Below are 6,620 nucleotides of genomic sequence, written 5' to 3' on the forward strand. Positions count from 1 at the left end.
TCGTCGCGGCGTCGAAGGACGGCACAACTTCCTGCTCATCCCCCCAGGCCGAAAAGAAATGGGGCATCCCAGTCCCCGAGGCATAGGCCTCCCAGTGGCCGGGATAGCCGCAGCCGCAGACGCATCCATATTCTGCGTCCACGAAGAGGTGGCCGACCTCTCCCGCGTTCCCCGACCGTCCCAGGAGCAGGCGGCCGTTCACCACCGCCCCACCGCCGATCCCTGTCGAGAGGGTGACATAGACCAGGTTCTCGACACCCCGCCCGGCCCCCTGCCACCTCTCGCCGAGGGCGCCGGCCCGGCAGTCGTTCAGAAGAAGAACAGGCAGGCCGAACCGCTCCTCCAGGGGATCGCGGAGCGGCACCTCGGGGAAGGCCATGTTCGGCGACCTGACGATCCCGCCCGCGGCGAGGTCCAGGGGGCCGGCCGAGGCGATGCCGATCGCCGACGGCGAGGCGCCGACGATGACCGCGTCGACGGCCGCAGCAACGGCGGCGGTCACGGTCAGGCCGGACGTCCCGGTCCGCGGGGTCTCCCCGCTCGCCATGCGCACTACCACCCCGTCCGCAGTCGCGAGGGCAGCACGATAATGGGTCGCACCGATATCGACGGCGACGACGCACGCAGCCGCCATCAGACCAGACCGCCCATCTCTCACTCCACGAGGGCGGCGATATCCCGGCGAGCCTCAGGCAGCAGGGTGTCCCGGTTCTCCCTGGTCACGGTGACGACCCGGACATCGGGGCGCCGCTTCACCGCCTCGACAAACTCGTCCCCCCGCAAGGCGACCGTCGCCACGACCGGAACCTCCCCATCCAGGAAGGCGGTGACATGATCCCTGAAGAGAGGAGAGAGGCACTCCATCCTCCCGATCTCGTCGATGACCAGAAGGCGGACGCCAGGACCGGAAAACGGCGTCGCTGCAAGAAAACCCTCGAAAGCCACAAGGTTGACACCGTACTGCCCGACCATGGGGCGCCCCCCTATCCGCGTATGGGCAAAAAGGGCCCGCCTACCGTCAAAACCGACGATCTCGAAACCGCACCTCTCGCCGCCCTCCCGCATCTCCCGGGTATAGAACCCGGCAATCCCCTCCATCCCCTTCACCGCCCGCAGCAGCAGGGTCGTCTTCCCGACGCCCGGCGCCCCGGTGAAAAGCAGGTTCTTCACATTGTTCATAGTTCGGACTCCTCCTTCCTCCTGACTGTCATCTCGCACTGCGCCTCGCCCATGCACCGGGCCCGGACAAAACGGAGGGTAAAGGCCGGGTTGAGGTGCTCGACCGCGGAGACGGCAAAGGGGAAACACCAGGAGAAACCGGTGGCGGTGTCACCCCCGGCCCCGGCCAGGCACCGGGTGTACGGGCATGCCTTCACCACGACCGTCGCCCTCTCCGAAGAAGTGGCAAGGACGGAGACCCTGAAGTCAGGGCCGAAGAGCACGACGGCCCCTGCCCTGACGACCTCGGAGATCTCCTCCGCGGTCTCTGTGGGAAAGCCGAAGGTCTCCGCGATCTCCCCCACCTCCCGGCCGATCTCGTACCAGATCAACTGCTCCCTCTCCTCGACCGTGCCCTCCCCCTCCCGCAGGGCCCGCGAGTACAGGGCCGGGAGGAGGGAGGTCGCCCGCGTCGCAAACCGCCACCTGGCCAGGGGCGGAATCTCTTCGATCAGGTCTTTCGGCATACCACCATACACCCCGGAAAAAGAGGACGCAGCCGGGGTTTAAATCCTCACCTCTTCGGCTCGATCGTCATCTGGCACGTCTCCCCGCCCAGGCACATCCGGCTCCCGAATGCGATCCCGTAGGCAGGGTTGAGGCTCTCGACCGCCGCGGTGCAGTAGGCCCTGCAATCCGGGCAGATAGTCTCCGAAGCCTCCCCCATCTCCCCTGCCCGCGAGAGGTACGGGCAGGACGTCGTAACCACGCGGGCGCAGTCGCGGTCCTGCGCGACCTGCACCTCCCCCTTCAGCTCGGGCCCGAGCATCACCGTCGAGAGGGTGCTGAAGGCCCTAGTCACGTCCTCCGCGTTCTTCAGGGGCATGGTGAAGGCGCGGGCCAGCGCCCCCTGCGTCTTTCCCGCCTCGGTCCAGATCGCCCCCGAGATCTCGCCGAGTTCGCCCCCATGTCTCTCGCGGTACACCTTTGCATACGCCAGGGGGAGCGCACTCGCCCCCCGCGTCGCCAGACTCCACCGCACCTCTGCAGGGATGTCAGTAATCTCCACCATCTTTTCTCTCCTCCCGGCACCATCGGTGCCGGGCAGAAATATACGATCACGCATATAAAAGGTGTCCGCACGATAGATCCTGAAGACCACACCCGGAGATATACTATGGCAGGGAAGGCAGGGAAGAGAGAGATCAGAGGCGTCCTCCTCGACATCGACGGCGTCCTCTATGTCGGTGGGCAGGCCGTCGAAGGGGGGAGGGAGGCAGTCGCATGGCTCAGGGACAACGGCATCCCCTTCAGGTGCGTCTCGAATACGACAAGCAGGTCCCGCCGCTCGATCGCGGAAAAATTACGGGGATATGGCTATGAGATCGATGCAGGTCTCGTCTTCAACCCCCCTCTCGCAGCGGTCAGGCACCTGGCCGGAAAGCGGACATTCCTCCTCACAAAAGAAGGGGTCAGGGAAGACTTCGAGGCTGCCGGCATACCCCTCGCCGAGGACGACGCGGAGGCCGTCGTCGTCGGCGACGCGGGCGACGGTTTCTCCTATGCCGCGATGAACAGGGCCTTCAGGATGGTCCTGGACGGCGCCGCGATCGTCGCCCTCGAAAAGGACAGGTACTGGATGGGCGACGACGGCCTGATGCTCTCTGCAGGGCCTTTCGTCGCCGCCCTCGAATATGCCACCGGCCAAACGGCGACGGTCGTCGGCAAACCCTCGGCCGCATTCTTCTCCCTCGCCCTCGCCGACATGGGGGTTCCCCCGGAAGAGGCGCTGATGGTCGGCGACGACATCAGGACAGACATCGGCGGGGCGCAAGGAGCAGGGATGAGGACGGCCCTTGTCATGACAGGAAAGTTCAGAAAAGATATTTTTGACGCCGCCCCGTACCAGCCTGACCACCTCCTCGGTTCTGTCGCCGACCTGCCGGCGGTCATCGAAGCAACATATATATAGAGATAACTGCGACTCTCGCCGGAACGGCGGGGGGAGGAGAGAATGAGCGAACAGATACGCAGGGCATTCTTCATCGGGATCACGATATTGTGCGCATGCATCATCGTGGCGTCAGGGGTCATGCCGTTCCTGAGGCCCGCGGCAATCTATCCGTCCATCACACCGGCCTCGGAGACCGACGAGACAGGAGACTCCGAGTTCGTTTTCTCCTTCGAGGACAGCACCTACCGCCTCTGCATGCCTGTAGACATGGCCGTCTACAGCGGCGCACGAGGGGGATCGAAGAACGCCATTCTCTACGAAAACCTCTCCGACGATATCTGGATGACAGAATATTACCGCGCCTTCATCGACGACTCCCACCAGGAGACCCTGTACGGTAAACTTCTCCACGCCTTTTCCGACCTGAGAGACAAAAAAGACCTGGACTCCGACCGTTATGTTGAACTGGTCACCGCCTTCGTGCAGGCGATCCCGTACGAACACCACCCGAACGGCACGCCGCCCAAGTTCCCGGTCGAGACGATCGCGGAAGGCACCGGGGACTGCGACGACAAGAGCCTCCTCCTTGCCGCCCTCCTCTCGCGGGCAGGATATGACGTCGCCCTCCTCGACTTCGTGAATGATTCCCACATGGCTGTCGGCATCGCAGGCGACCACACCACCTTCGGGTCGACCGACTATATCTACATCGAGACGACAGAGATCGGGTTCGTCGGATCGGTCCCCGAAGTCCTCGCAAACGGCGCAAGGCTTTCCGAAGAACCGCTGGTCATCGGCATCGGCAACGGCACGGCGAGTTACACGAGCGGCGACGAAACCGCATATATCAAGATGCGGGAAAGGGAGGCCGAGGAGATCACCGCAGCCCTTGGCATGGCCCTCGATCGAGAGATGACGGCGTTGCGGGCCGAAGAGTTGAGGCTCATCGAGGAGAAGGATCAGCTGGAAGAGATGCTCCGGGAAGGGGATACAGCGAGGTACAATGCAGGCATCATCGCGTTCAACAAAGATGCCGCAGCCTACAACACCGCCCTGCAGGCCCACGACAGAGAGAAGAAACGGCTCGACGAGGCCCTGGAGGCCTCGGCCTATATTCTCGGCCACCGATCTGATCGGGCCGCGACCTATCGGTGGCTCCGCGACCGTCCCCTGGCTCAGACCACGATGCAGACAGGGGAGGGGCCTGAAGCGGGCATATCCTGAGAAGGAGTCTTCCTCGCCAGAAAGGCGGCCTTCGAGATCTGGTTCCTCCTCTGAACGGCCGGATAGGCCTGTGCACGCTCGGCGATCGCGGAGAAGGTTATGTCTGTCATGGTCAGGGGGTCGGCAGGGGGGTATTCAATGCCTGGCCGGGCGGGGGGTGAAAGTGACGGCCATGCCGATAACTGTTTATTCCCATTTTCTGATATACTCTGGAGGGATATTCATGCTCAAGATTGAGAACCTGAAGGTCAAGATCGGGGACCGCGAGGTCCTGCACGGGATAGACCTCCAGATCAACGACGGGGAGACGCATGTCCTGATGGGCCCGAACGGTTCAGGCAAGAGCACCCTGTTACTGACGATCATGGGGTTCGGCAACTACCAGGTGACCGGGGGGAGGATCCTCTACAATGACAGGGACATCACCCACATGCCCGTCCATGAGCGTGCAAAACTGGGGATAGGCATGCTCTTCCAGCGGCCGCCGACGATCTCCGGCCTCAAGCTCGGCAAACTCCTCACCGCTGTCGCGGGCGGCAAGACCGGCGACATCCCGGGATATGCCAGGTCTGTGAACATGGAGGGGTTCCTTGAGCGGGACATCAACAAGGGCTTCTCGGGTGGGGAGATCAAGCGGAGCGAGGTGCTCCAGCTGATGGTCCAGAGGCCCGACTTCGTCATGGCCGACGAGCCGGAAAGCGGCGTCGACCTGGAGAACATCTCCCTGATGGGCAACTCCATCGCCCGGCTCCTCCAGAAAGACCTGCACATCATGAACCGCCAGAAGAGCGGTCTTATCATCACCCACACCGGCCATATCCTCAACTATATCGAGGCCGACTTCGGCCATGTGATGATCGACGGGCTGATCCGGTGCCACGGCAACCCCCGCGAGATCCTCAACGTGATCAAGGAGAAAGGATACAAGGAGTGCCTCGCATGCCAGCAGATATGAACGAGTTCTTTACCCTCCCGAAAGCCGAACAGGAGCGGCTCACCCAGACCGGCCTCGACGTCGGCATGGAGAACAGGTGCGGGAGTTTCTTCCAGATGGACCAGAAGATCCTCCAGACCACCTGCTCGGCCCAGGGGGTCGAGGTTCTCTCCCTCGGGGATGCCCTGAAGAAATACGACTGGATGGCCGACAGGTACTGGAACGCCGTCAGGAAGGACAAGGACAAGTACACGAAGTTCGTCGCGAAGCAGGAGAACCCGAAGGGGGTCGTCGTCATCGCCCACAAGGGCACCCGCGCCGTCTTCCCGGTGCAGGCCTGCCTGTACCTCTCTGCCGCCCCCGTCCAGACGGTGCACAATATCATGATCGCCGAGGAAGGGGCCGAACTCCATGTCATCTCCGGGTGCGCCAGTTCCGAAGGGGCAAAGAGGGGTTCGCACCTGGGTGTCACCGAGTTCTATGTCGGCAAGAACGCCCGCCTCACCTCGACGATGATCCACAACTGGAACCCGCACATCTCGGTCTACCCGCGGAGCGCCGCGATCGTCGAGGAGAACGGCGTCTTCATCTCCAACTACGTCTGCATGCACCCGGTCTCTCGGGTCCAGATGTACCCTGAGGCGACCCTTGCCGAAAACGCCACGGCACGTTTCTCCTCCATCGTCGTCGCCCACCCGGGTTCTCACCTGGACCTCGGTTCCCGCGCCGTCCTCCAGGGGAAGGGGAGCAGCGCCGAACTCGTGACCCGCGCCATCACCAGGGGCGGGACCATCATCTCCCGCGGCCAGATCATCGGCGCCACAGAAGGGACGAGAGGGCATATCGAGTGCAGGGGTCTGATCCTCACCGACGGCACGATCCACGCGATCCCCGAGATCGACGGCAGGGTCACCGGCACCGAACTCTCCCACGAGGCGGCTGTCGGCAAGATCGCACAGGACGAGATCGAGTACCTGATGGCCCGCGGCCTCTCCGAGGAGGAGGCGACATCGACGATCATCCGCGGCTTCCTCGACGTGAAGATCGAGGGCCTGCCGCCGGTGCTCCAGAAGCAGATCGACGCTGCGATCGACGCCTCAGAAGCAGGCTACTGAGAGACAGAGATGGAGAGGGACTATACGGAGGCGCGCCGCCAGATGGTGGACCAGCAGATCCGGGCGCGGGGTGTCAGGAGCGCCCGGGTCGTCGCCGCGATGCTCGAGGTCCCCCGCCACCTGTTTGTCCCGCCCGGCCTGGGGGGCGCGGCCTATGGCGACCACCCCCTCCCCATCGGGAGCGGGCAGACGATCTCCCAGCCCTATATCGTCGCGGTGATGACAGAACTTCTCG

Annotated in this window: 8 protein-coding genes and 1 pseudogene; 5 read left to right on the forward strand and 4 right to left on the reverse strand. The window is 63.5% G+C overall.

Going from position 1 to position 6,620, the window contains the following annotated elements; genetic code table 11:
• The 4 genes from PHP59_RS10730 to PHP59_RS10745 form a co-directional block, all read right to left on the reverse strand.
• The coding region (locus PHP59_RS10730; RefSeq protein ID WP_300166800.1) for an ROK family protein at positions 1-634 on the reverse strand (634 nt) is incomplete at its 3' end.
• Between the two features lie 20 nt (positions 635-654).
• Positions 655-1,179: a nucleoside-triphosphatase gene (locus tag PHP59_RS10735; protein WP_300166802.1), complete on the reverse strand. Its 525-nt coding sequence runs from the start codon at positions 1,177-1,179 to the stop codon at positions 655-657.
• Positions 1,176-1,685 (reverse strand): hypothetical protein, encoded by a 510-nt coding sequence (locus PHP59_RS10740; protein WP_300166804.1) that lies wholly within the window; start codon positions 1,683-1,685, stop codon positions 1,176-1,178. The genes PHP59_RS10735 and PHP59_RS10740 overlap by 4 nt, the downstream gene beginning before the upstream one ends.
• A gap of 47 nt (positions 1,686-1,732) precedes the next feature.
• Entirely contained in the window at positions 1,733-2,230 is a 498-nt protein-coding gene (locus PHP59_RS10745; protein WP_300166805.1) for a hypothetical protein, read from the reverse strand.
• Between the two features lie 105 nt (positions 2,231-2,335).
• Between PHP59_RS10745 and PHP59_RS10750 the strand changes: the two genes are divergently transcribed.
• The 5 genes and pseudogenes from PHP59_RS10750 to PHP59_RS10770 all read left to right on the forward strand — a co-directional run.
• On the forward strand, positions 2,336-3,130 hold the full coding sequence (locus PHP59_RS10750; RefSeq protein ID WP_300166807.1) for a TIGR01458 family HAD-type hydrolase: 795 nt from the start codon (positions 2,336-2,338) through the stop codon (positions 3,128-3,130).
• A 42-nt stretch (positions 3,131-3,172) separates the two neighbouring features.
• Positions 3,173-4,336 (forward strand): hypothetical protein, encoded by a 1,164-nt coding sequence (locus PHP59_RS10755; protein WP_300166809.1) that lies wholly within the window; start codon positions 3,173-3,175, stop codon positions 4,334-4,336.
• 223 nt (positions 4,337-4,559) lie between these two features.
• Positions 4,560-5,291, forward strand: a complete 732-nt coding sequence (locus tag PHP59_RS10760) for an ABC transporter ATP-binding protein (RefSeq protein WP_300166811.1) — start codon at positions 4,560-4,562, stop codon at positions 5,289-5,291.
• On the forward strand, positions 5,276-6,385 hold the full coding sequence (locus PHP59_RS10765) for a SufD family Fe-S cluster assembly protein (protein WP_300166813.1): 1,110 nt from the start codon (positions 5,276-5,278) through the stop codon (positions 6,383-6,385). Before PHP59_RS10760 ends, PHP59_RS10765 begins: the two co-directional genes overlap by 16 nt.
• A 9-nt stretch (positions 6,386-6,394) precedes the next feature.
• Positions 6,395-6,620: pseudogene (locus PHP59_RS10770) on the forward strand (protein-L-isoaspartate O-methyltransferase); the annotation flags it as partial.

Origin of the sequence: Methanofollis sp., from assembly GCF_028702905.1 — an archaeon.
GTDB lineage: Archaea > Halobacteriota > Methanomicrobia > Methanomicrobiales > Methanofollaceae > Methanofollis.

What these genes read in the sequence shown, in the direction of transcription:
- PHP59_RS10735 (WP_300166802.1), bottom strand. Translation starts at nt 1,179, where the DNA reads ATGAACAATGTGAAGAACCTGCTTTTCACCGGGGCGCCGGGCGTCGGG.
- PHP59_RS10765 (WP_300166813.1), top strand. Translation starts at nt 5,276, where the DNA reads ATGCCAGCAGATATGAACGAGTTCTTTACCCTCCCGAAAGCCGAACAG.
- PHP59_RS10745 (WP_300166805.1), bottom strand. Translation starts at nt 2,230, where the DNA reads ATGGTGGAGATTACTGACATCCCTGCAGAGGTGCGGTGGAGTCTGGCG.
- PHP59_RS10755 (WP_300166809.1), top strand. Translation starts at nt 3,173, where the DNA reads ATGAGCGAACAGATACGCAGGGCATTCTTCATCGGGATCACGATATTG.
- PHP59_RS10760 (WP_300166811.1), top strand. Translation starts at nt 4,560, where the DNA reads ATGCTCAAGATTGAGAACCTGAAGGTCAAGATCGGGGACCGCGAGGTC.
- PHP59_RS10750 (WP_300166807.1), top strand. Translation starts at nt 2,336, where the DNA reads ATGGCAGGGAAGGCAGGGAAGAGAGAGATCAGAGGCGTCCTCCTCGAC.
- PHP59_RS10740 (WP_300166804.1), bottom strand. Translation starts at nt 1,685, where the DNA reads ATGCCGAAAGACCTGATCGAAGAGATTCCGCCCCTGGCCAGGTGGCGG.